This window comes from Micromonospora sp. NBRC 101691 (assembly GCF_030269285.1).
In the GTDB taxonomy this organism is placed as follows: domain Bacteria; phylum Actinomycetota; class Actinomycetes; order Mycobacteriales; family Micromonosporaceae; genus Micromonospora; species Micromonospora echinospora.
In genome coordinates this window covers 71,462-94,887 of the sequence record NZ_BSTB01000018.1, presented here as the reverse complement: position 1 = coordinate 94,887, position 23,426 = coordinate 71,462, and the positions used below count along the sequence as shown (strand labels likewise).

Genomic DNA, 23,426 nt, shown 5'->3' with positions numbered 1-23,426 from the left:
GGGCGACCGGTCGGGACGGGTCAGGCGGGCAGGCCCAGGTAGGCGCGTCGGACCTCGGGGTCGTCGAGCATGCCCGGCCCGGTTCCCGACCTCGCGACCCGGCCGAGCTCGACCACGAGGCCACGGTCGGCGACCGTCAGCGCCTGCACCGCGTTCTGCTCGACCAGCAGCACGCCCACCTGCTGCGTGGCCAGCGTGTGGAGCGCGGCGAAGACGCGGTGCCGCATCCGGGGGGACAGCCCCAGTGACGGTTCGTCGATGAGCACCACCTTCGGGTCGAGCATCAGCGCCATCGCCATCTCCAGGAGCTGCTGCTCGCCGCCGGAGAGGTTGCCGGCCGCCTGGCCGCGTCGGTCGCCGAGCACCGGAAAGGTCTGGTACGCCCGGTCGATCCCGGCCGCGACCGCGCCCCGGGGCAGCGTGTAGCCGCCCATCCGCAGGTTCTCCTCGACGCTCATCCGGGGGAAGTTGCACCGCCCCTGCGGCACGAGGACGACGCCCCGGGCCAACCGGGCCCGGGTGGAGTCGCGGCTCACCTCGACGCCGTCGACCCGGATCGAGCCGGACCGGGTGCCCACCATGCCGAACACCGTCTTCAGCAGGGTGGACTTGCCGGCCCCGTTCGCGCCGATGACGCACACCGTCTCGCCCCGGCGCACGTCCAGGTCGATGCCGCGGAGGATCTCGACGTCCTGGTAGCCGGCGTGCACGTCACGCAGGGCCAGCACCGGGGTCCCGGAGGGGTCAGCCGCCAAGGTACGCCTCCTGGACGTCGTCGCGGGCGATGACCTCGCCGGGTCTCCCCTGCGCGAGGGTGCGACCCTGGTCGAGCACGACCACCCGGTGGCAGAGGCCGACCACCAGTTCGATGTTGTGCTCGACCAGGAGCACGGTGGTGCCGGCGGCGTTCAGGTCCCGGATCCGGTCCCGGATCACGTTCCCGATGGTCGGGTTGACCGCCGCCACCGGCTCGTCGAGCAGCAGGACCCGGGGCGGCAGCACACAGGCCGCGGCGAACTCGATCAGCTTGCGCTGCCCGTAGGAGACCTGTCCGGCGGGGTGGTGGGCGACCGGGCCGAGGGCGAAGGTGTCGATGAGCTCGTCGAGCCGGGCGCGCAGCGCGCGGTCCTCCCGGTCGGGTCGGACCAGGTCGGCCAGCCGCCGGGAACGGGGCCGGCGACCGAGGGCGGCCACCCGGAGGTTGTGCCGGACGGTCAGCGACTCGAACGTGCGGACCTGCTGGAACGTCCGGACCAGCCCGTGGTGGGCCAGCCGGTCGGGTCGCCATCCGGTGACGTCGCGGCCGTCGAGTTCGACCGTGCCGGTGTCGGGCCGCTGGAGGCCGGTGACGCAGTCGATCGCGGTGGTCTTGCCCGATCCGTTGGGGCCGATGAGGCCGACGATCTCACCGGCGGGAACCGCGATCGACACGTCGTCCAGGGCCCGCACCCCGGCGTACGCCTTGCCGAGCCCGCGTACCGCCAGTTCCCCGCCGCTCACCGGGTCGCCTCCTCGCGCGGCGGCGGTGGGGCCGTCGCCGGTGGTGGCGGGGGCGGTGGTGGAGGCTGCCGGAGTCGGCCGGCCGCCTGGAACACCCGTTCCAGGCCGTCCGGGACGGCGATGACCACCCCGAGCAGGACCAGCCCGTAGATGACCATCCGCCACTCCTCGGCGAGGTGCAGCAGTTGCGGCAGCACGGTGAAGAGCAGGGCCGCCGACACCACGCCGCGCAGGCTGCCCCGGCCACCGACGAACACCATGATCAGCAGCGCGGTCAGGTAGGACATGTCCAGGTTCTCCGGGCACACCACCGACTGGAAGTAGGCGTTGAAGACGCCCACCGTCGCCGACAGCGCGGCCGAGAGGCCGAACGCGGTGAGCCGGAACGCGGTCGGCGACAGGCCCCGGGCGGCGGCCAGCACCGGATCGTCCCGGACCGCCGTGAGGGCGAGGCCGAGCCGGCTGCGGGAGACGCCGAAGGCGACGCCGACGGTGAGCGCCGCCAGGGCCAGCACGACGTAGTACTGCCCGGCCAGCGAGGTGAGTCCGACGCCGAACAGGGTCAGCGCCGGCACGCCGGTGGTGCAGAGCGGGCCGCCGGTGAGGCCGACCCAGTTCTTGGCGAGCAGCACCGCGATGGTCGCGAAGCCGAGGGTGGCGATCGCGAAGGCGTGCAACGACAGCCGGAACGACGGGACGCCGATGGCCAGGGCCACGCCGACGGCGGCCAACGCGGCCACGACCAGGGTCGCCCCGAACGACCAGCCGTGCCGGGTGCTCAGGATCGCCGCCACGTACGAGCCGAAGCCGAAGAAGACCGGCTGGCACAGGCTGAGCGCGCCGATCCGGCCGACCACCAGGTCGAAGGAGACCGCCAGGGCGACGAACATGAGGGCGGTGATCGCGGTGGAGAGGTAATACGGCACCGGGAGGACCAGCGGCAGCACGGCCGCGAAGACCGCCCCGAGCGACCAGACCACCGGTTCGACGCGGAGCCCTCCGGACCTGCCGGTCTCCCTCACGCGCGCACCACCCGTCCGAACAGCCCGTGCGGGCGGACCAGCAGCACCACGATCATGACGGAGAAGACGATCACGTCGGCGTACGCGCTGGAGACGTAGCCGATGGCCAGGGCCTCGCTGACGCCGAGGACGAAGCCGCCGATCACCGCGCCGGTGACGTTGCCGAAGCCGCCGATGATGACGGCGGCGAACGCCTTGACGGCCAGCAGCGTCCCCATCGTCGGCGAGGCGCTGTACAGCGGCGTGATGGTGGCCGCGGCGACACCGGCCAGGGCGGCGGCGGTCGCCACCGTCACCAACCCGATCCGCGCGGCCGGCAGACCCACCACGACGGCCGCCTCACGGTTCTGCGCGAGCGCCCGCATCGCCCGCCCGGTCCGGGTGTGGCGCAGGAACACCACGAGCGCGCCGAAGGTGGCCGCGGTGGCTCCGAGCACGACCAGCCGTTGCACCGCGACGGGGGTTCCGGCGAGGTCCACGGTGCGCAGGCTCTGCTCGCTGTAGGCGGTCTTGGGCAGCGAGCCCTCGACCACGATCGCCAGGTTGACCAGGACGATCGACACGGCGAGCGTGGCGACGAGCTGGACCTGCCAGCCCCGGTGCAGGATCCGGTGCACCACGGCCAGGTAGAACCCGATCCCGACGACCACCATCCCGACGACCGTGGCGAGCGCGGCGACCGGGTACGGCAGGCCCAGGTACGCGGAGCCCGCGTACAGCAGGTAGGCGCCGACCATCACCAGCTCGCCGTGGGCGAAGTTGACGATCTCCAGGACGCCGAAGACGAGCGCCAGCCCGGCCGCCACGAGGGCGTACTGGGAGCCGAGCGTCAGACCGTTGACGAGCTGGTCGAGGAGTCCGCCCACCTGGCCGCGCCGTTCACTTGCCCGTGTCGACGACGTCGAGGACCCTGATCTTCCCGCCCTCGATCCGGAGAATGAACATGTTCGGGTGGGCCTGGTGGTGCTCGTCGAACCTGATCGGCCCGATGCCGGTGGTGAAGTCCACCTTCTTCAGCCCGGCCAGGATGCCCGCCCGGTCGGTCCCGCCGTGCCGGACCGCCTCGGCGAGGGTCAGCATCCCGTAGTACGCCAGCGCGGCGTTGTACGGCGGCACGTCCTGGCCGTACCGGGCCCGGTAGCCGTCGAGCAGCGGGCGTTGCGCCTCGGAGGCCGTCCAGTAGGTGGCCTCCTGGACGCCCTCGGCCAGGGCGGGGTCACCGGTGAGCCGGATCCCCTCGGCGGTGGCGCACCCGCCGCGCCCGTACACCGGGACCGTCATGCCCGTCTCGCGCATCTGGCGCAGCATCTGGGCGCAGTCGGGCGGTTCGGCGAAGGTGACGAACGCGTCCGGGTTCGCGGCGCGGACCTTCGCCAGTTGGGCCCGCAGGTCGCTGGCGCCGAGGTCGTAGAACTCGGTGGCGACGAGTTCCACGCCCGCCTCGGGCAGCAGCTTCCGGTAGAGGTCGGCCGCGCCGCGACCGAAGTCGTTGTTGGCGGCCAGGATGGCGACGCGTTTGCGGCCGGCGTCGGCGATGTACCGGGTCCAGTACCTGCCCATGATCGAGTCGTCGATGTTCATGCGCCACATGTACGGGTTGCCGCCCACGCCGGACTGCTCGCTGATCTTGGCGTTGGTGGAACCGAAGGTCATCGCCGGGGTCTTGCTCCTGGCCAGCGTCGGCATGCCGCCGAGGGTGCCGGAGGAGCAGGGCGACCCGAGGATGGCGTCCACCCGGTCGACGTCGGCCAGTCGGCGGAAGGCGGCGGCACCACCCTGGGGCGAGCACTCGTCGTCGGCGGTGACCAGTTGGAAGGTGACCTCGGGCATGCTCCGCCCGAGGTGCTCGATGGCCAGTTCGATGCCCTTCTCGGCATCCTGGCCGTAGTAGGCCGACTTCCCGCTGAACGCGGCGGAGAGGCCGACCCTGACGGTCCTGCCGTCGTCCTCCGTTCCGGCCGGCGCGCAGGCACCGGCGCCACCGGTCAGCGCCAGGAGGGCCACGAGAGGCACCACGCGGAGGGTCGGCGGTCTCATACTGGGCACGCATTGACGTTAGTGGATCGATCAGGTGGGGACAAGGATGCCTGCACGTACCCGCGCGGCCCGGCGGAAGCCGGGCCCCGGCGCGACCTGCGCCCGGCGCCCCGGCGGACCGGCGTCCCTCGAGCACCCTTCGAGCCAGGAGGCGGATCGTCAGGGTCGTGGACCGGACCGCGAACGCCCCGCGCCTCCCGTACGGACCCCCGCCGGGAAGCGCGTCAGACACCCTGGCGCACCGCCCGGCCGACCAGCGGGCACCGACCGACGGCAGACACGAGTGCCCGTCAGATGACCCCCGATGTCTAAGCTGGGGGAGTTTCAACTCGGGCGCAGGAGACGAGAGGCGGTTGCTGCGCAGGGTTGGCGAGTCAATACTATGAGCGACGAAAGTCGATGTAAAGGTGCCGATTCGCCCAACGGGCGCTGAGAAGGAGTTCGGTCGGATGTTCAGTCGTGTCGCCATCGTCAACCGCGGCGAGGCCGCAATGCGGCTCATCCATGCCGTACGGGATATCGCCGCGGAGACCGGAACACGGATCGAGACCGTCGCCCTGTACACCGACGTCGACCGGACGGCCACCTTCGTCCGCGAGGCGGACCTGTCCTACGACCTCGGGCCGGCCGCCGCGCGGCCGTACCTCAACCTGGAGGTGCTGGAGCGCGCGCTGCGGGAGTCCGGGGCGGACGCCGCGTGGGTCGGCTGGGGCTTCGTCGCGGAGGACCCGGCGTTCGCGGAGCTGTGCGAGCGGATCGGCGTCACCTTCGTCGGCCCCAGTCCGGACGCCATGCGCAAGCTCGGCGACAAGATCGGCGCGAAGCTGATCGCCGAGGAGGTCGGCGTGCCGGTCGCGCCGTGGAGCCGTGGCGCGGTCGAGACCCTCGACGCCGCCCTGGCGGCGGCGGCCGGGATCGGCTACCCGCTGATGCTCAAGGCGACCGCGGGCGGCGGCGGGCGCGGCATCCGCGTCATCACCAACGAGGCCGAACTGGCCGACGCCTACGAGCGGACCAGCCAGGAGGCCGCGCGGGCGTTCGGCAGCGGCGTCGTGTTCCTGGAGCGCCTGGTCACCGGCGCCCGGCACGTCGAGGTCCAGGTGATCGCCGACGGCGAGGGCACCGCGTGGGCGCTCGGCGTCCGCGACTGCTCGGTGCAGCGGCGCAACCAGAAGGTCATCGAGGAGTCGGCGTCGCCGGTGCTCAGCCCGGCGCAGGCGGCCGAACTGAAGGCGTCGGCCGAGCGGCTGGCCGTCGCGGTCGGCTACCGGGGCGCGGCCACCGTCGAGTTCCTCTACCACCCCGGCGACCAGCTCTTCGCGTTCCTCGAGGTCAACACCCGCCTCCAGGTCGAGCACCCGATCACCGAGGCCACCACCGGGTTCGACCTGGTCAAGGCGCAGCTGCACGTGGCCTCGGGCGGACGCCTCGTCGGCCAGCCGCCGGCGGAGCGCGGGCACGCCATCGAGGCCCGGCTCAACGCCGAGGACCCCGACCGTGACTTCGCGCCCTCCCCCGGCCGCATCGCGCGGCTGGACCTGCCCGCCGGACCGGGCATCCGGGTCGACACCGGCGTCAGCGAGGGCGACACCATCCCCGCCGACTTCGACTCGATGATCGCGAAGATCATCGCCTACGGCCGCGACCGGGACGAGGCGCTCGGCCGGCTGCGTCGCGCGATGGCGCAGACGACGGTGATCATCGAGGGCGGCGCCACGAACAAGAGCTTCGTGCTCGACCTGCTCGACCAGCCCGAGGTGATCGACGCCAGCGCGGACACCGGCTGGATCGACCGGGTCCGGGGCGAGGGCCGGCTCGTCTCGCACCGGCACTCCGCCGTCGCGCTGGCCGCCGCCGCCATCGAGGCGTACGAGGAGGAGGAACGCGCCGAGCGCGAGCGGCTGCTCTCCACCGCCTTCGGCGGACGCCCGCAGGTGCAGCACGAGAGCGGCCGGCCGCTGGACCTCAAGCTGCGCGGCGTCGGCTACCGCGTACGCGTCGCGCGGGTCGGCGCGCACCGGTTCCGGGTCGGCATCGAAGCGGGTGACGACGCCCGCACCGCCGACGTCGAACTGGACCGCTTCGACCGGCACACCGGGCAGATCGTCGTCAACGGCGTCCGGTACCGCCTGCTCACCGGCACGCACGGGCCGGTCCACCTGGTCGAGGTGGACGGCGTGACGCACCGGGTCAGCCGGGACGAGGGCGGCGTCGTGCGGTCGCCCTCCCCCGCGCTGGTCGTCGCCACGCCGCTGAAGGTCGGCGCCGAGGTCGAGGCGGGCGCGCCGGTGCTGGTGCTGGAGAGCATGAAGATGGAGACGGTGCTGCGGGCGCCGTTCAAGGCGCGACTGAAGGAATGCGTCGTCTCCGTGGGCAGCCAGGTGGAGGCCGGTGCGCCGCTGGTGCGACTGGAGCCCATCGCCGACGACGAGGCCGAGGACACCTCGGCCACCGAGTCCGTCGAACTGGACCTGCCCGCCGCGCCGGGGTCGCTTCCCGCCCGGGCCCGCACCACGCGCGGCCAGGAGGACCTTCGCAGCCTGCTGCTGGGCTTCGACGTCGACCCGCACGACGAACGCCGGGTGCTCGACGACTACCTCGCCGCCCGCCGGACGGCCATCGCGGACGGGCACCGGCCGCTGGCCGAGGAACTCGAACTCGTCGACGTCTTCGCCGACCTGGCCGAGCTGAGCCGTAACCGGCCGAGCGGCGAGGACGGCGGCGGCGACGGCCACGTGCACAGCGCCCGCGAGTACTTCCACACCTACCTCCAGTGCCTCGACGTCGAACGGGCCGCGCTGCCGCAGGCGTTCCAGGCCAAGCTCGCCAAGGCGCTCGGGCACTACGGTGTCACCGACCTGGAGCGCTCCCCCGAGCTCGAAGCCGCCGTGTTCCGGATCTTCCTCGCCCAGCAGCGGTCGTCCGTCGACGCCATGGTCGTCACGGCGTTGCTGCGCGCGTGGCTCCAGGAGTCCCCGCCGGACGAGGCGCAGCGGGAGCCGGCCGGTCTCGTGCTGGAACGGCTGGTGGCCGCGACGCAGGTCCGCTTCCCCGTGATCGCCGACCTGGCCCGCGGCGTGGTGTTCTCCTGGTTCGCCCAGCCGCTGCTTCGCCGCAACCGTGCCCGGGTCTACGCCAACGTCCGCAAGCACCTGAGCCACCTGGACGCGCACCCGGACGCGCCGGACCGCGCCGAGCGGATCGCCGACATGGTCCGCAGCACCGAACCGCTGGTGCGCCTGCTCGGGCAGCGGCTGGGCCGCGCCGACCTGGACAACGTGGTGATGCTGGAGGTGCTGACCCGGCGGTACTACGGCAACAAGGGGCTGCTCGGCGTCCGCACCAGCGAGAACGCGGGCTGCACGTTCGTGGTCGCCAAGCGGGCGGACTCGTGCGTGGTCTCCGCCGCGGTCGGTTTCGACGCGCTGGGCGACGCGTTGCGCGGGCTCGCCGAGCTGGCCAGCGGCGAGGGCGCCATCGACGCCGACATCTACCTCGCCTGGGAGAACCAGCCGGAGGACTCCGCCGCGATGGCGGCGGCGCTCCAGGAGGTCGTCAGCGCGTACCCGTTGCCGGGCGAGGTCAGCCGGCTCACCACGACGGTGGCCGGTCGCAGCGGCGCGGTGATGCACCACCACTTCACGTTCCGCCCGTCGACCGCCGGGATGACCGAGGAGCGGCTGGTCCGGGGCCTGCACCCGTACATCGCCCAGCGGATGCAGCTGGAGCGGCTGAGCAAGTTCGACCTCACCCGACTGCCGTCCTCGGACGAGGAGGTCTACCTCTTCCAGTGCGTGGCCCGGGAGAACCCGTCGGACGACCGCCTCGTCGCGTTCGCGCAGGTGCGCGACCTGACCGCGTTGCGGGACCACGACGGCCGGCTGGTCGCGCTGCCGACGGCCGAGGACACCATCGCCGCCTGTCTCGACTCGATCCGCCGCGAGCGGTCCCGGCGGCCGTCGACGAAGCGGGTCAACACCAACCGGGTCGTGGTCTACGTCTGGCCGCCGAGCGACCTCACCCGGGCGGAGCTGGAGATGATCGCCGGGCGCGTGCTGCCGACGACGGCCGGCGCCGGGCTGGAGGAGATCCTGTTCATCGGGCGGCAGCGGGACCGGGAGACCGGTGAGCTGGCCAAGGTAGCGGTGCGGGTCTCCTTCGACGCCGCCGGGGGCACCGAGCTGACCATCGGCGAGCCGTCCGACGAGCCGGTCGAGCCGCTGGACAGCTACCGGCAGAAGGTGCTCCGGGCGGCCAGCCGCAACACGGTGTACCCGTACGAGCTGACCGGCCTGCTCGGCGACTTCGTCGAGCACGACCTCGACGAGCAGCACGCGCTGGTGCCCGTCGCGCGGCCGAAGGGACGCAACAGCGCCGCGATCGTGGCCGGTGTGGTCACCACGCCGACCGCGCGGCACCCGCAGGGCGTCACCCGGGTCGTGCTGCTCGGCGACCCGACGAAGTCGCTCGGCGCGCTCTCCGAGCCGGAGTGCCGCCGCGTGATCGCCGCGCTGGACCTGGCCGAGCGGATGCGGGTGCCGCTGGAGTGGTACGCGCTCTCCGCCGGAGCCCGGATCTCGATGGAGTCCGGCACGGAGAACATGGACTGGGTGGCCGGGGCGCTCAAGCGGATCGTCGAGTTCACCCAGGACGGCGGCGAGATCAACATCGTGGTCGCGGGCATCACCGTCGGCGCGCAGCCGTACTGGAACGCCGAGGCGACGATGCTGATGCACACCAAGGGCGTCCTGGTGATGACGCCGGACTCGGCGATGGTGCTCACCGGCAAGCAGTCGCTGGACTTCTCCGGTGGCGTGTCGGCCGAGGACAACTTCGGCATCGGCGGCTACGACCGGGTGATGGGACCGAACGGGCAGGCGCAGTACTGGGCGCCGAACCTGGCCGCCGCGCGGGACGTGCTGATGCTGCACTACGACCACACGTACGTCGCCCCCGGCGAGCAGACGCCCCGGCGGGCGACCACGACCGACCCGGTCGACCGGGACGTCTCCGACTTCCCGCACGCGGTGGAGGGCAGCGACTTCACCACCGTCGGCGAGATCTTCTCGGCGGAGGCGAACCCGGACCGCAAGAAGCCGTTCGACATCCGTACCGTGATGCGGGCGCTCTCCGACCAGGACCACCCGGTGCTGGAGCGCTGGGCGGGCATGGCCGACGCGGAGACCGCGGTGGTGCAGGACGTCCACCTCGGCGGCATGCCGGTGTGCCTGCTCGGCATCGAGTCCCGGTCGGTGCCGCGGCGGGGCTTCCCGCCCACCGACGGCCCGGACACCTACACCGCGGGCACCCTCTTCCCGCGCTCGTCGAAGAAGGCCGCGCGGGCGATCAACGCGGCCAGCGGGAACCGGCCGCTGGTGGTGCTGGCGAACCTGTCGGGCTTCGACGGCTCGCCGGAGTCGATGCGGAAGTTGCAGCTGGAGTACGGCGCCGAGATCGGCCGCGCGATCGTGAACTTCCAGGGGCCGATCGTGTTCTGCGTGATCTCGCGCTACCACGGCGGCGCGTTCGTGGTGTTCTCCAAGGCGCTGAACCCGAACATGACCGTGCTCGCGCTGGAGGGCTCGTTCGCCTCGGTGCTCGGCGGCGCCCCCGCCGCCGCGGTGGTGTTCTCCGGCGAGGTCAACGCGCGTACGGCGGCCGACCCCCGGGTGCGGGACCTGGAGGCCCGCGTCGCGACCACCTCCGGCACCGACCGCGCCACGGTGACCGCCGAACTCGACGAGCTCCGCTCGGCGGTCCGCGCGGAGAAGCTCGGCGAGGTGGCGGCGGAGTTCGACCGGGTGCACAACATCCAGCGCGCGGTCGAGGTCGGCTCGGTCGACGCCGTCATCCGGGCCGCCGAACTCCGTCCGCGCATCATCGAGGCCATCGAGGCCCGCCTGGCGTAGTTCCGCGTCCGACCGATGCTCAGGGCCCGCCCACGGCGGGCCCTGAGCGCTTTCCCGGGGCTCCTCCGGACGGCTCCACCCTGATCTCCACCCGCCGATGGTGCCGGTCCACCCGCTCCCGCTCGTAGCGTGCCGGTCATGACCGAACGGAACCGCAGTACGGAGAGCCGGGACGACCGTCGCGTCACCGTTGCCCGTACCGCGAACTATCTGCTGACCGGCGACCGCAACGGCAGCCGGGGCACCCGGCTGGTCGGTGCCGTCATCGACCGGGTGCTCGAACGGGAGGGGGGCAGGATGACCGGCCGTGTGGTGGTGGCGATCCTGGTGGTGCTCGGACTGGTGGGACTCGCGTTCGTCGCCTACCGTCTGCTGGTGCTCGACCTGATTCTGACCCTGGTACGGGAGCGCGATTGACCCTGGGCACGGGGCTGCGCCGGCTGGTCCGCCGGGGCGTACGGCTGCTGCGGGCCGACGACCCGGAGACCGGCTGGCTGATCCGGATCGTGATCAGCGCGCTGCTGGTCTGGGCGCTGCTGTACCTCACCCCGGCGGACGCCGTGGTGCGGGCGGTGCTCGTCGCCAGTCTCGCCGGCTGGTTCCTCTTCGTGGCCGGCGACGTCCGGTGGCCCCGGCTCGCCCGCGCCGGTCTGGCCCTCGCGACCCTGCTGCCGGCCACCGTCGCGGGCGTGCCGGAGAACGCCTCGGCACCGCTGTTCCTCTACGCCGCGCTGTTCACCTTCGTGCTGCTGCCACGAACGCCGATGTGGGCCATCCTGGTCCTCACCGGCACGGTCATCGCGGTCCTGCTGGCCGGCTTCTGGCTCGCCGGGCGTGGGACGACGGCGATGCTCACCCAGCCCACGCTGGTCATCATCCTGGTCCTGTTCAACCTGCACCGACGGGAGTACCGGTTGCGAGCCGAACAGACCGCGCTGCTGCTGGAGCAGACCTCGCGGACCCAACAGGCCCAGGCCCGGGCGGCGGCCCTGGACGAGCGGGCCCGCATCGCCCGGGAGCTGCACGACGTGCTGGCCCACTCGCTGGGGGCGCTCGGGGTGCAGTTGGAGGTCGCCGAGGCCCAACTGACCGAGAAGGGCGACGTCCCGGCCGCCGCCGCCCGGATCCGCCGGGCCCGCCGGCTGGCCGTCGACGGGCTGGTGGAGGCCCGCTCGGCGGTCGCGGCGCTACGGGCCGACGTGCCACCGCTGTCCCGCGCGCTCGGCGACCTCGTCGCCGGCCACCGGGCGGACCACACGACCACGGTCACCCTGCGCACCGAGGGCAGCCCCCGGGGCCTGCCCTCCGGGGCCGAGGTGTCGTTGCTGCGGACCGCGCGCGAGGCGCTGACCAACGCGGCCCGGCACGCGCCGGGCGCACCGGTCGCCGTCACCCTCGACTACCGCGGACCGACGGTCCGGCTCACCGTGGACAACCCGACCCCGGCCCGGCCCGTCGGCGACGGTGCGGGCGGGTACGGGCTGACCGGGGCCAGGGAACGGATCGCGCTCGTCGGTGGCACCCTGGAGGCGGGCGTCGTCGACGGCGCGTGGCGAGTCACCGCGGAGGTGCCGGCATGACCGAGGGGCCGCTGCGGGTGCTGGTCGTCGACGACCAGCAACTCGTCCGGGAGGGGCTGACCGCCCTGCTGGAACTCACCGACGGGGTCACCGTCGTCGGGGCGGCCGGCGACGGCGCGCGGGCGCTCGACCTCGTCGCCGACCGGAAACCGGACGTCGTCCTGATGGACCTGCGGATGCCCGTCCTCGACGGGGTGCGGGCGACCGGCCTGATCCGGGAGCGGTTCCCCGACGTCGCGGTGGTGGTGCTGACCACGTACGCCGACGAGGAGTCGATCGCCGGGGCGCTCGCGGCCGGGGCCTGCGGCTACCTGACCAAGGACGCCGGCCGGGCCGAGATCGGCATGGCGCTGCGGGCGGCGGTCACCGGGCACGCCGTGTTCGACCCGGTGGTGTCCGCCCGACTCGTCGACGCGATGGTCCGGCCGGCGCAGCCGCCGACGCGGGACCGGCTGCCGGACGGGCTGACCCAGCGTGAGGCGGAGGTGCTCGGCCAACTGGCCCAGGGCCGGACCAACGCCGAGATCGCGGCGGCTCTCTTCGTCGCCGAGACGACCGTCAAGACCCACATCAACAACGCGTTCGCGAAGATCGGCGCCCGGAACCGCGTCGAGGCGGCCCGCTACGCGACCCGGCACCGGCTCGGCTGACGGCGGGACGCGGCGGGGAGTCCCGCTCCGATCGGGTCAGAGGTCGATTCCCTCGGTGCGTACGGACGCCTCCTCCAGTGCGGACTCGTCCGGTTCCACTCCGATCCCCGGTCCGGTCGGCACCTCGATCCAGCCGTCCCGCATGACGACCGGCGGGGTGATGTCCCGGGCGAAGAAGCGGTCCGACGCCGAAACGTCGCCGACCAGGGTGAAGTTCGGTAGGGCCGCCAGCGCGACGTTGGCGGCCCGGCCGATTCCGGTCTCCACCATGCCACCGACCCACACCGGGACGCCGTGCGCGGCGCAGACGTCGTGGATCCGCCGGGCCTGGAGATACCCGCCGACCCGGCCGGGCTTGATGTTGATGATGGCCGCCGCCCCCGACTCGATGGCCTCGACGGCGCGCACGGGAGAGGTGACCGACTCGTCCAGGCAGATCGGCGTGCGCAGTCGGCGGGCCAGTGCGGCGTGACCGCGCAGGTCGTCCTCGGCCAGTGGCTGTTCGATCATCAGCAGGTCGAACGGGTCGAGTTTGGCGAGGTGGGCGGCGTCGGTCACGGTGTACGCCCCGTTGGCGTCCACCTGCACGGCCACCCCGTCACCAACGTGCTCGCGGACGGCGCGGACCGGGGCCACGTCCCACCCCGGCTGGATCTTCAGTTTGATGCGCTGGTATCCGGCGGCCAGGTAGCCGTCGACCGCGTCGAGCAGCTCCGCGATCGACGACATGATGCCGACGGACACGCCGGCGGGCACCGCCGGCCGGACGGCGCCGAGGTACTCGGCCAGCGACATGTGCGCCTGCCGGAGCTGGGCATCGAGGATGGCGATCTCCAGAGCCGCCTTCGCCATCGGGTGCCCCTTGACCGTGGTGAGGGCGTGTCCGACCGTCGCCGCGGTGACGGTCGGCAGGGCACCGACGGCGGGTATGAGGAACCGGACCAACGCGTCGGCGGCACCGTCGACGTACTCGGCCGAGTAGTCCGGCTGCGGCATGGCGACGCACTCACCCCAGCCCACGGCGTCCGGCGTGACCGCCTTCACCAGGAGCGCCTCGCGGTCGTACTCCGTGCCGAACGACGTCTGGAACGGTGCCACCAGCGGCAGCCGCACCCAGTGCAGCTCGATCCGGGTGAGTTTCACGGCTCGTACGACGGGGTCGTGGCGGCCGGCAGCAGAACGTACTCGTGGTTCCTGGTCATGCCCACCACCCGGTAGTCGTCGGCGAACAGCGCCAGGAAGCGGTCCCGTACCGCGTACCGCTCGCGCTGCGCCCGTTCGTGGTCGTTCTTCCTGAGGGTCTCGATGTCGTCCGGCACCACGATCAGCTCCGCGCCGGGCACCGCGCCACGGGCGTGCCGCCGCATCGCCCCGGGCTCGCCGGTCATGGCCTGCTCGACCCACTCGGCACGGAGGTCCCACTCGACCAGGAGCCGGTCGGTGCGTTCGTTGGTGTTGACACCGTCGTCGAGCCGCCCGTAGAAGTCCGGCCGGTAGGCGGTGATCGCGGCGCCGAGCTTGCAGAGGTTGAAGTATCCGTTGCGGCAGACCAGTGGATCGTACGTCCAGGTGATGGTGCCGACGCCGCGTTCCAGCGCCCATCGCCGTTGATGCCGTTTGAGCGCGAGCCCGGTGCCCCGGTTGCGGTCCGGCTGGTGCACCCCGGTGATGTAGGAGTGCAGATGGTCCGGGCGGCCGGTCCGCGCGCCGAACATCCCCACGGTGCAGCCGATCAGGCGTCCGTCGCGATACGCGCCCACGACGTAGTTGCCGGAGTGGGACAGGGTCCGGAGCAGGCTGACCGTGATCAACTCGCTGCGCTCGGCATCGGTCCTGGCTCCCCAGACCGTCCACAGCAGCGCGGCAGCGGCCTCGATCTGGTCTCCGGTGTGCAGCGGGACGATCGTCGGGCCGGCCTCTGCCGAGGCGGTGTCCGGATCGCCTGGCATGCCGGTCGCGTCGGCTGCGGCTTGCCGCTCGGCCACGGCACCTTCGGTCTGTACCACCGCTACCTACCGTTCTCATGCGCGAAAAACGCGGCACGCAGTCCCTGATCAGCCTGGAGACATAACCACAAGCTAACGCCTGCGTAGCATTTGCCGCAAATATCCGAAACGGCTTTACGTTACCCAGGGCGGCGTACAAAATAACCTACTCGGCGAGAGCCCCGGCAGTCCGGTGCGATCACTAGCGAAAGAGCGGGACGGCCTCCACCGGACGGGGAACGAGTGCGGCCGCCATGGCGATCTGGTCACGGATCCGTCGCACCGACGCGTCCCACTGTCGGGACAGCCCGGGCCGGCCGTCCAACCCCTCCCACACCGACAGCGCGAACCCGCCCAGACGGGCCGCCGGCATCCACAGGTGCAGCAGATGATCGACCGCCGGTCGCAGCCGGTGGATGATCTGCACCGGCTCGTCGACACCGATCCGACTCTGCTCGACTACCGACAGCAACGCGGTCAGCAGCCAGTCGTGCAGCGCCAGATCCTCGCACAGGTCGACGATGTCGGCCACCGCCACCGGCCCCAGCAGCAGCCGCACGGTCCGCAGGCCGTCCTCGTGGACGGCGAACCGGACCCGCACCCCCTGGGCCTCCTCGTCGGTCATCGCGGCCCAGCGGAGCACCGTGCGGCGCGCCCGTACCGGCGGGCGCCGGTCCAGCAGCGACGAGCCCTGCACCTCGGCGAGGAGGCGGTTGCACAGCGCGCCCATACCCATGGTGGACGACGACCGGTCCGCAGCGAGGTGGGCGGCGGCCGTCCCGGGCAGGTCGGTCCGGCCGAGGGCCTCCACGACGCCCGGCCGCGCCAGGTAGTGCGACCAGGCCCGCCGGTGCCCACCCCCGACCGGCTCCACCCGCGTCACGGCGGAACCCTGCAACACCCGCCCGCCGGTGAGGCAGACCCGCCCCATGAGCGTGCCCACGCCGCGCACCCGGGCACCCGACCGGGCGGCGAGCCGACAGTCCACCCCGGTAAAGGTGTGCGGGCTGACCGCGTAGCCGATCGGACGCTCGGAGACGCGCACCCGTTCGCCGGCCAGCAGCGCCAGCACGCCTTCGGCCAGCTCGCGCGGCACGCTGCCGGAGTGCCGCAGGGCTGCGGTCTGCACCTCACCCAGGACCAGCACCACGCACCGGTCCGGTGTCCACGAACAGGTACTCGATCCGGTCGACCACCGAGGGCGCCAGGACGAGCCCCTCGTCGGCGGCGCGCGCCTCGATCTGAGCGAGCACGGCGGGGTCTACCGCCACCTGCTGCAGTATCGTGCGGACGGCGTTCTCGACCGGCAGGAACAGCGGGGCACAGATGGTCGTGGCCCGGTAGGCGTTGAACGGTGCCGCCCGTTCGTCGAGCCGCAGCACCGGGGGCAGTCGGTGCCAGTCGTCCGGCAGTTCGTCCGGCAGCGGCCTCGGCACCGCGACGCGGCGACCCTTGTCCCGCAGGACGCCGAGCCGCAGCAGTTGCCAGACGGCGGCCAACATCGCGCAGGACCACAGGCGGCCTCGATCGTCGTCCCGCCACAGTTCGATGTCGGCGAAGACGGAGTGGTTGACGGCCGCGTTCTCGGCGGGCGGCAGCCAGGCGGCTGGTTGCTTCATCGCCTCGTGACGATCCGTGGCCGGCGAGCGCTGCCCGTTGCACAACCACCCGGTGTGACGGACCGGTGGGCGGGCCCCGGTGGTGTCCGGCGGCGGATCCTCCACGATCCGGGCCTCGACCAGCTCGGCCAACGACAGGCCGACCGGTTCGCCCTCCGTCGGCTCCGCCGGGTCGGCGTCGGCCGGCTCCGCCGGGCCGGCGCATCCGGACTCCCGGGCGAGGTAATCGATGCCCAGGCCCGCCTCCCGGGCCGCTCCGAGCAATTTCGGAATAAGCGTTCGGGGCGTTTCAGGCGTGCCGAAGTAATCGTCGATCAGCACGCAGGTGCTGATTCGCGCGGCCCTCGCCCGGACCGTGTCCTGGCAGGCCGACCGGGCGGTCGCGGCCCACCTCGCGATGTCCCGGAAATGGTCGACGAAGAACCCGGCATCCTGGCCGAGATCCGGAGAATAGAAATGACCGAGTTCGATCGAGAGGTGAGCCAGCGGAACGGACTCCACCCGCGCGTCGGCGGTCGACTCGAAGAACTCGGCGTCGGCCCTCATGTGGCGGCCCACATCTCGTCGTCCACAAGGCTGCGGGCGAGATCGTCGAACGCCGCCACCGTCGCCAGGTTGGCGATGTCCCGGGCGACGACGTCGTTGTCCGAGAGAAGTTGCTCGCGCCACTGCAGCACCGGGTCGAGCGGCACCGAACCGAGCAGCGCCAGCCGGCCGACCCGATGGCGGGCGGCGAGCCGGCGCAGGTCCTGGTCGCAGTCACGCAGCCACGCGACCTGCGCGGGCCGCAGTCCGCGCAGCTCGGCCGAGTCGGGGTCGACCACCGCCGTCCGGACGAACCGGATCGACGCGGCCAGCAGGTCCCGGTCGTGGCCGGCACGCTCACCGACGTCGAGGATGCCGTCCTTGCCGTAGACGAGGCCGGCGGCGGCCGGAATGTGCTGCCGGGTCCAGCGGTGGAAGACCAGCCAACGGGCGACCACACCGTGCAGCGCCGGGTCCGCCGTCGCCTCCAGCACCAGCTGGGTCGCGTACGACCGGCCGGCGCTGAGGTCGACCAGGCACATGTCGAACTCCTCGTCGAGCGCGAGAAGCAGCCGGACGCACCGACGGAGGGCCTCCTTGTCCGGACGGAACTCGCCGCCGTCCTGGTCGCCGGGGAAGAGCATGAGCTGACCGGAACCGGGCGGGCGGTGACGCAGGCTGGCCCGGGCCGACCGGTTCCAGACGTCGATGCGGCGGGGTTCCTCCACCGCCGCGTGCGGGTCCTGCTCCATCAGGTACGAGTGCAGCCCGCCGCCTTCCCGCACGCCCCGGGTGGCGTCGACGATCTGGAAGATGGATCCGGCCGTGGGCGACCCGAAGTCGAAGTCGAGGTAGCAGACCTCGGCACCCGCGAGAGCGCTGCGGTACACGACGTTGCAGCTCGTGACCGACCTTCCGGTGCCGCCCTTGTCGGACGCCGCGAAGACCAGCACGCTAGTCCCCCACCTCTGACTCCCGGGCCGCGGCGAGCTTGTCCAGCTCGCGTAGGACGTCCAGGATCAGGGCGGCGGCCGTGCCGGGCCGGGTCGGCAGCAACCGGCGCGCTCGCCGGAGACCGATCGCCTGTCTGCTCAGGCTGTCCCGCAGCGCCGGACCGCCCTCTCCCGAGCCGCGCAGCTGCTCCTCGTCGAAGACGTCCTCGGCCTCGACGAGGAGTTCGGAGGCGACGTCGGACAGCACCAGGCCGGGCGGCGGCTCACCCCGGATCAGGTCCGCCGCCGTGCCCATGCACTGCACGACGCGGGTGGTGTGGTACCAGCTGGGCGCGCCGCGGTGGGGCAGCGTCGGGTACACGTTCGAGGCCTCGTCCCAGAGGCCGGTGCCCCGGCCGTCACGCAGCCGGCGCTGTTCCAGGTGTCGCCACGCCTCGTCGGCGAGGCGCAGCAGCCGGGCCCGGAGCCGGTGGTCGTTGACCTGGGCCGCGACGGCCAGCGCCCGGCCGAGCAGCAGGGTCCCCAGCTCGCCCAGCCGCCAGCCGAGGGGCGGCACGTCCGGTCCCACGAGTTCGCTGCCGTTCAGGGCGACCCAGGTGCCGGGGTGGTGCAGCTTCAGGGCGGGATCGTCGGCGAGCGGCCGACGCCGGATCCGCCCCCGGTCGGCCAGGTCCTCCAGGACCCGTGCGATCCGGGCCAGGTCGGAGTCGGGGGCGCCCCGGTCGACGAGCGCGTGGCGCACGAGGGAGACGACCAGGAGGCTGTAGTAGTCGCTCTCCTCATCGTCCGTCGTCCGCCACGGCAGGTCCTCGACCGGCCACCGGTCCTCGCCGAGGGTGGCGATCGTGGACCAGTACCGCTGGGCCAGATCCCACTGCAGGTTGAGGACCCGGGCGAGCGACTGCTGTTCCTCGTCCAGCAGGCCCTTGAGCCGGGTGTCCCGGGAGAAGAGGTCACGGATGCCGTCCACCGCCACCACGGTGAAGTAGAGGTACGGGGCCGGCTCGGCGAGCCCGGGCTGGGCGTACACGGTCGTCGGCGTCTTGACCGGCGCGGCGTCCCGGACGATGCCCCACGACCAGCCGCACTCGAACAGGAGGTCGCGGTTCTCGAGCAGGGCGTCCACCTCCTCGGCGGAGGAACCCAGCTCACGGAGGCCGGCCATGACGTCGCCCAGCGAGTTCCGGATCCGGGCGACCAGCTCGGCCGAGTAGCCGTCCTCCGGGTTGACGGTCTCGCACAGGGCCCGCCCTTCGCGGCTGTCGCCCCGGAAGACGCTGAGCGTGAAACTGCGCTGGAGCCCGGCCATCGCGGCGGTGAGCCGCCGCTGCGCGGCGATCTCGACCCGGTCGATCTCCTCCCGGTGGGACGGACGTCGGACCTGCCGCCGGTAGCCGCGGACGAACCCGATGGCGGCCGTGGTGAGCACGACCGACGTGGCGTACGAGTCGACCACCTCCAGTGCCCGCTGCTCGGCGGTGGGTTCCCGCTCCTCCCCGGGCGCGGTGCTGAGGTAGCTCCCGCCGGAGAACTCCGGCAGCCCGGTCTCGGGGTCGGTGTAGTCCTGCAGGTACTCCCCGATGAGCCGGACGACCCGCTGCGGGATCTCCACGGCGCTGCCGAACGGGGCCAGCGCGGCGCAGACATCGGGTTTGGTCTCGTCCGGACGGTCGAAACGGATGCCGGGCAGCTTCGTCGGCGGCAGCAGGAGACAGAGCAGCAACTCGGCGTCGCTGATGGAGTTACGACCGGACCGGTCACCCCAGGCGAATTCCTGCCCCGAGCCGCACCACCTGGATATCGCCTTCCAGACCGACAACAATTCCTGGCGCGGTTGGAGTCTCATTGATCGGCAACCACCGTTCATTCATGATGGGCGACTCGTCAGGCAGCCTCGTCCATGCGCGGCCGATCTCTGGAACGGACCTTCCCCTGCGCCGAAGCATATCCCGGCCACCACTTGATCAACAGATGAGAAATTGTGGACAAGTGACACCTAAGACGCATAGCGGAATGTCCACATTATGGATCATCGCCAATTGGTAGGCTCGGTGTCGCCCATGGTCGGCTAAGAGTGCTTCCGGACGCGTCCTGTCGCGTCCGGCCGCCTGTCGGCGGCTGGCGGGAGGACTCCTGGAAGTGGGGGGGCACCGGTTTACACCACGTCGCCGATCATGATTCTGCACTGCCGGGACCTCCTGGCCACGATGCGCTCCCGTCAGGCCGGGACGCGGTCCGCGCACGAGATGACCGACACCCTGCTCGACCAATTGGACAGCGCCGGCGCGCCCCACCCCCCGGACCTGGTGATGATCGCCGGCAATCTCGCCGAACGGGCGACCTCCGCGGAATACGAAATCGTGCACCAGATCCTGGGCGCCCTGCGGGACGCGCTCGAAATCGATCATCAAAGAATCGTGCTGGTCCCGGGCAGCAGCGACGTCAACCGCCTCAAGTGCCACGCCTACTTCCTCCAGTGCGCCGCCGACGAGGAACGGCCGACGCCGCCGTACTGGGAGAAGTGGCAGCCTTTCGCCACGATGATCCGCCGGTTCCACGGCGCGGAACTTCCCCGGGACCAACCCTGGACCCTCACCGAATACCCCGACCTGAAGGTCGTCGTCGCCGGATTCAACTCCACGATGGCCCAGACCCACCTGCCGCAGGACGAGTACGGCCACCTGGGCGCGGAGCAGATCGACTGGTTCGCCGACCACCTGTCGGCGCCGGCCCGGCGCGACTGGCTACGGATCGGCGTGCTGCACCACCGGCCGGACGGCGCGGCCGGAACCGGTCGACTCTCCGACGCCGACCGCTTCGCCGACGCACTGGGCGCGCACCTGGACCTGGTGCTGCACGGTCAGCCGGACGAGCCCGCCACCGCCCTGCTCCGGCCCGGTGGCGTACCGGTGATCAGCGGAGGGATCGACGGCTGGCAACTCGTCGAGGCGCAGCCGGATCACCTACGGGTACACACGCTGCCCCGCGGTCCGCACCCGACCGGCGTCACCCCTGCGGTCCCACTGCCCTACCCGCCCCCACGCCGGTCGGCGCTCCGCTCCCCTCGACCGGACCCACCGGCGGCGCTGCGCCGGCTGGCGGACCAGGTCGCCGAGGTGTCCCGCCTGCGCCACCCGGACGCCGACGTCACGCTGGTCCGGCAACCGGACTCGACGCGGGTCGCCTACCTGCGTGTCTCGCCCGGCTCCGCGCACAGCGACCGGGGCCCGTCGGAACAGCACCCGATCGGCGTGTGCGCCGCCACCCCGACCCGGGACGACGTCGGGTGGTTCGCCGACGTGCTGGCCCGATTCCGGTCCGGCACCGCCAGCCGGACGGCCAGCCTGGTGCACGTCGGCGCGGTGCCGGACCGGGGGCTCCGCGAATGGGCGCGGGGGCGGGGCGTCGCGCTCGTCACCTTCTCCGACTTCCAACTCGGACCCGACCTCGACCGGTTCACCGAGCGCCAGGCCGCCGTGCTGGACAGCGACCCCGTCTATCCGTCCGCCGCGTACGTCCCGCAGCGCTACACGGAGTTCCTGCCCGGAGCACCGGCACTGTCCGAGGCACCGCCGGCCACGGATCTGCTCGCGTGGCTGCGCGACTGGGTCGACGCGCCCCGTGGGCGGCTGGTGGTGGTGCTGGGCACGTTCGGGCACGGCAAGACCTTCCTCCTGCGCGAACTGGCCCGCCGGATGCACGACGACGGCTGCCGGACGGTGCCGGTCCTGATCGACCTGCGCGGCTTCGAGAAGGCGTACAGCCTGGACGAACTCGTCGCCGTCCAGCTCTCCCGCCACGGCCAGCGGCAGATCGACCTCGACGCGTTCCGGTACCTGCGGCGCGAGGGTCGGGTGGCGCTGCTCTTCGACGGCTTCGACGAGCTGGCCACCCGGGTCAGCTACGACCGGGCCACCAACCACCTGGACACCATCGTGCAGGCCGCCGAGGAACGGGCCAAGGTCATCGTGACCAGCCGGGACCAGCACTTCCTCACCGACGCCGACGTGCTCTCCGCGCTCGGGGCCCAGCTCGGCGCCAACCGGCGGGTCGTCCGCCTGGCCGACTTCGACGACGACCAGATCCTCACCTACCTCACCCACCAGCTGCGCGACCCGGTCAGCGCCCGGCACCGCCTCGGCCTGCTCCGCGACGTCAAGGACCTGCTCGGGTTGTCGCGCAACCCGCGGATGCTCGGGTTCATCACCGAACTGGGTGAGGAGCCGTTGCAGATCGCCGGCGATGCCGGGAACCGGATCACCGCCGCCGACCTCTACCGGCAGGTGCTCGGCCGGTGGCTGGCCTACGAGACCGGTCGGCTCGGTCGGCTCGGTCCGCTCGCCCCCAGCGAGGCGGACCTGTGGGAGGCGGTCACCCATCTGGCGCTCCGGTTGTGGGACTCCCCCGACGACAGCCTCAGCCTGGACGACCTCGGGGCCGCCGCGGCCACGCTGTCCCAGCTCACCGCCACCGCGGTCGGGGCGACCGCCGCCCTGGAGCCCCAGGAGAGCGCCCACCTGCTCGGGTCCAGCACGCTGCTGGTCCGGTACGGCGAGCGACGGTTCACCTTCGTCCACCACTCGGTACGCGAGTGGCTCATCGCCAACTACCTCGCCGGTCAGCTCACGGCCGGCGGTGGTGCCGCCCCCGGGCTGGTCGGACGGTTCATGCCCCCACTCATGATCGACTTCCTGGTCGGTCTGGCCGGCCGCGACGTCATGCGCGAGTGGGCGGAGCAGACCCTGGCCGGCCGGACCACCGCGCGCGGGGTGGGACGCAACGCGGTCGAGGTCCTCCGGCACCTGCGGGTGGCCACCTCGTCGCCACTGCACATGCCCGGCTTCGACCTGCGCGGCGAGGACTTCTCCGCCCGGTTCCTGGCGGGCGCCGACCTCACCGGCGCCGACCTGACCGGCGCCCGGCTGGTCGGCGCGAACCTGACCGGGGCCAACCTCACCGAGGCCAACCTCACCGGAGCCCGTCTGGACCGGGCGGCGCTGCGCGACGCCGACCTGACCGAGGCCGACCTGACCGGCGCGAGGATGCTCGGCACGGACCTGACCGGCGCGGTGTTGACCAACGCGCGGCTGCGCCGGGCCGCGCTGGTGGCGACCACCGGGGCCAGCGGCGAGGCGCTGCACGGCGTCGACACGCTCGGCGCCGCATTGCCCGACTGCGCCGCCGCCGAGCCGCAGATCGCCTCCTCCGCCGTCGTGCACGCGGTCGCGGTGGCCTTCGGGGTGCGGCTGCTGGCCGGTGGCGGCGAGGACGGCGTCGTCCGGGTGTGGGACGCCAGCAACGGGACCCCGCTGCGGGTGCTGACCGGGCACACCGGGACGGTGCGGGCCGTCGCCTACCCGGCCGACGGCCGGCACCTGGCCAGCGCCGGTGACGACGAGACCATCCGGATCTGGGACACCACCACCGGCCGCACCGTCCACACCCTCACCGGACACACCGGCCGGATCCGCACCCTCGCCTACAGCCCACACGGCCGGCACCTGGCCAGCGCGGGCGACGACGAGACCATCCGGATCTGGGACACCACCACCGGCCGCACCGTCCACACCCTCACCGGACACACCGGCCGGATCCGCACCCTCGCCTACAGCCCACACGGCCGGCACCTGGCCAGCGCGGGCGACG

The 23,426-nt window shown here is 72.4% G+C and carries 16 protein-coding genes; 5 read left to right on the top strand and 11 right to left on the bottom strand.

Going from position 1 to position 23,426, the window contains the following annotated elements; translation table 11 throughout:
* Positions 1-20: 20 nt before the first annotated feature.
* The 5 genes from QSK20_RS24280 to QSK20_RS24260 are packed head-to-tail and all read right to left on the bottom strand — an operon-like array spanning position 21 to position 4,559.
* Positions 21-755, bottom strand: coding sequence for an ABC transporter ATP-binding protein (locus tag QSK20_RS24280; protein WP_285790920.1), 735 nt, complete (start codon positions 753-755; stop codon positions 21-23).
* A complete protein-coding gene (locus QSK20_RS24275) occupies positions 745-1,500 on the bottom strand; it encodes an ABC transporter ATP-binding protein (protein WP_285790919.1) in 756 nt (251 codons plus the stop codon). Before QSK20_RS24275 ends, QSK20_RS24280 begins: the two co-directional genes overlap by 11 nt.
* Positions 1,497-2,522, bottom strand: a complete 1,026-nt coding sequence (locus QSK20_RS24270) for a branched-chain amino acid ABC transporter permease (protein WP_285790918.1) — start codon at positions 2,520-2,522, stop codon at positions 1,497-1,499. The genes QSK20_RS24275 and QSK20_RS24270 overlap by 4 nt, the downstream gene beginning before the upstream one ends.
* Positions 2,519-3,388 (bottom strand): branched-chain amino acid ABC transporter permease, encoded by an 870-nt coding sequence (locus QSK20_RS24265; RefSeq protein ID WP_285790917.1) that lies wholly within the window; start codon positions 3,386-3,388, stop codon positions 2,519-2,521. The genes QSK20_RS24270 and QSK20_RS24265 overlap by 4 nt, the downstream gene beginning before the upstream one ends.
* 13 nt (positions 3,389-3,401) lie before the next feature.
* Complete coding sequence (locus tag QSK20_RS24260) at positions 3,402-4,559, bottom strand: ABC transporter substrate-binding protein (RefSeq protein WP_285790982.1); 1,158 nt, start codon at positions 4,557-4,559, stop codon at positions 3,402-3,404.
* Between the two features lie 449 nt (positions 4,560-5,008).
* Here QSK20_RS24260 and QSK20_RS24255 point away from each other — a divergent pair, with 449 nt between their 5' ends.
* From QSK20_RS24255 to QSK20_RS24240, 4 genes are all read left to right on the top strand, one after another.
* Positions 5,009-10,468 (top strand): ATP-binding protein, encoded by a 5,460-nt coding sequence (locus tag QSK20_RS24255; protein ID WP_285790916.1) that lies wholly within the window; start codon positions 5,009-5,011, stop codon positions 10,466-10,468.
* A 138-nt stretch (positions 10,469-10,606) separates the two neighbouring features.
* Positions 10,607-10,885 carry a hypothetical protein gene (locus QSK20_RS24250; RefSeq protein WP_285790915.1) on the top strand — a complete coding sequence of 93 codons (279 nt, stop codon included), beginning with the start codon at positions 10,607-10,609 and terminating at the stop codon, positions 10,883-10,885.
* A complete protein-coding gene (locus QSK20_RS24245) occupies positions 10,882-12,048 on the top strand; it encodes a sensor histidine kinase (RefSeq protein WP_285790914.1) in 1,167 nt (388 codons plus the stop codon). The genes QSK20_RS24250 and QSK20_RS24245 overlap by 4 nt, the downstream gene beginning before the upstream one ends.
* A complete protein-coding gene (locus tag QSK20_RS24240; protein ID WP_285790913.1) occupies positions 12,045-12,698 on the top strand; it encodes a response regulator transcription factor in 654 nt (217 codons plus the stop codon). The genes QSK20_RS24245 and QSK20_RS24240 overlap by 4 nt, the downstream gene beginning before the upstream one ends.
* A 36-nt stretch (positions 12,699-12,734) precedes the next feature.
* Here the strand turns inward: QSK20_RS24240 and menC are convergent, their stop codons facing one another.
* The 6 genes from menC to QSK20_RS24210 form a co-directional block, all read right to left on the bottom strand.
* A complete protein-coding gene (gene menC, locus QSK20_RS24235) occupies positions 12,735-13,841 on the bottom strand; it encodes an o-succinylbenzoate synthase (protein ID WP_285790912.1) in 1,107 nt (368 codons plus the stop codon).
* A complete protein-coding gene (locus QSK20_RS24230) occupies positions 13,838-14,683 on the bottom strand; it encodes a GNAT family N-acetyltransferase (protein WP_285790911.1) in 846 nt (281 codons plus the stop codon). The genes menC and QSK20_RS24230 overlap by 4 nt, the downstream gene beginning before the upstream one ends.
* A 202-nt stretch (positions 14,684-14,885) precedes the next feature.
* Positions 14,886-15,833 (bottom strand): SCO2521 family protein, encoded by a 948-nt coding sequence (locus QSK20_RS24225; protein ID WP_285790910.1) that lies wholly within the window; start codon positions 15,831-15,833, stop codon positions 14,886-14,888.
* The gene (locus QSK20_RS24220; protein ID WP_285790909.1) at positions 15,814-16,848 is read right to left on the bottom strand and encodes an SCO2522 family protein; all 1,035 of its coding nucleotides are present in this window, start codon (positions 16,846-16,848) and stop codon (positions 15,814-15,816) included. Before QSK20_RS24220 ends, QSK20_RS24225 begins: the two co-directional genes overlap by 20 nt.
* Positions 16,845-17,780, bottom strand: coding sequence for an SCO2523 family variant P-loop protein (locus tag QSK20_RS24215; protein WP_285790908.1), 936 nt, complete (start codon positions 17,778-17,780; stop codon positions 16,845-16,847). Before QSK20_RS24215 ends, QSK20_RS24220 begins: the two co-directional genes overlap by 4 nt.
* A gap of 1 nt (position 17,781) precedes the next feature.
* Positions 17,782-19,626 carry an SCO2524 family protein gene (locus QSK20_RS24210; RefSeq protein WP_285790907.1) on the bottom strand — a complete coding sequence of 615 codons (1,845 nt, stop codon included), beginning with the start codon at positions 19,624-19,626 and terminating at the stop codon, positions 17,782-17,784.
* 328 nt (positions 19,627-19,954) lie between these two features.
* Here QSK20_RS24210 and QSK20_RS24205 point away from each other — a divergent pair.
* Positions 19,955-23,426: pentapeptide repeat-containing protein (locus tag QSK20_RS24205; RefSeq protein ID WP_285790906.1), on the top strand; the 3,472-nt coding region annotated here is incomplete at its 3' end.